1 protein-coding gene and 1 pseudogene are annotated in these 892 nt (G+C 67.0%); both read right to left on the bottom strand.

All coding sequences use genetic code 11. The annotated features are described in order from the left end of the window. Window positions 1–596: pseudouridine synthase (locus DBR34_RS23800; protein ID WP_258224079.1), on the bottom strand; the 596-nt coding region annotated here is incomplete at its 3' end. Beyond that, window positions 589–892: pseudogene (locus tag DBR34_RS23805) on the bottom strand (SMC-Scp complex subunit ScpB); the annotation flags it as partial. The gene DBR34_RS23800 and the pseudogene DBR34_RS23805, both read right to left, overlap by 8 nt.

Genomic DNA, 892 nt, shown 5'->3' on the forward strand with positions numbered 1-892 from the left:
ATCTCGTCGAACTTGGCCGGGCCGTCTTCCAGCGCCACGCCACGGGCAAGGCGGTCGACGATGTTGTCGGGCACCTTCTCTTCGCCTTCCGGGGCGCGCACGCGCACCACGTACTCGCGCTCGACCTCGTAGGAGGGGTGCATCATCGCGTTGGCCAGCTCACCGTCGGTGGTTGCCAGCAGCAGGCCGGTGGTGTTGATGTCCAGGCGGCCGATCGCGATCCAGCGCGCGCCCTTGAGGGCAGGCAGCGCTTCGAACACGGTCGGGCGACCTTCGGGGTCTTCGCGGGTGGTTACTTCGCCTTCCGGCTTGTTGTAGGCCAGCACGCGCGAGGTTTCGGTCAGCGCCGTGGCCACGAAGCCGCGGCCGTCCAGCTCGACCTTGTCGCCGCTCTTGATCGACTGGCCGGTCTGCGCGACTTCACCGTTGACCTTGACCAGGCCATCGGCGATGCGCTGTTCCAGCGCGCGGCGCGAACCGAGCCCGGCCTGGGCCAGCACCTTGTGCAGGCGTTCTTCCAGCTTGGGCTGGTCGGTGGCGGTTTCGCGCTTGAGCGAAAGCTTGTTCAAAGACGGCTTGCGGGGGGTGTCACTCATTTACTTGGCTCCGGCCGGCAACGGATGCGTCGGCCTCTGGTTCGGGATCGGCTTCGTCAACAGCCACGGTCGTCTTCGCGACGGCGTTGTTTTCGGTTTCGTTCTGGGGCGCCGCGCGCTCGCCCGGCGCGGTATCGGGTTCGCCATCAGGGGCGGTCATTCCAGCGTCGTCGTCGCGGGGCGGCAACGGCGCTTTGGATTCGGTGTCTGCATCGGTATCGGTGGTGGGCGCGGGCCCGCCATCGGGTGAATTGTCCTGCGATTCGTCTTCACCTGCCAGTGGCGGGGTGTCGTCG

Source organism: Stenotrophomonas sp. HMWF003, assembly GCF_003061285.1.
Taxonomy (GTDB): Bacteria; Pseudomonadota; Gammaproteobacteria; order Xanthomonadales; family Xanthomonadaceae; genus Stenotrophomonas; species Stenotrophomonas maltophilia_AP.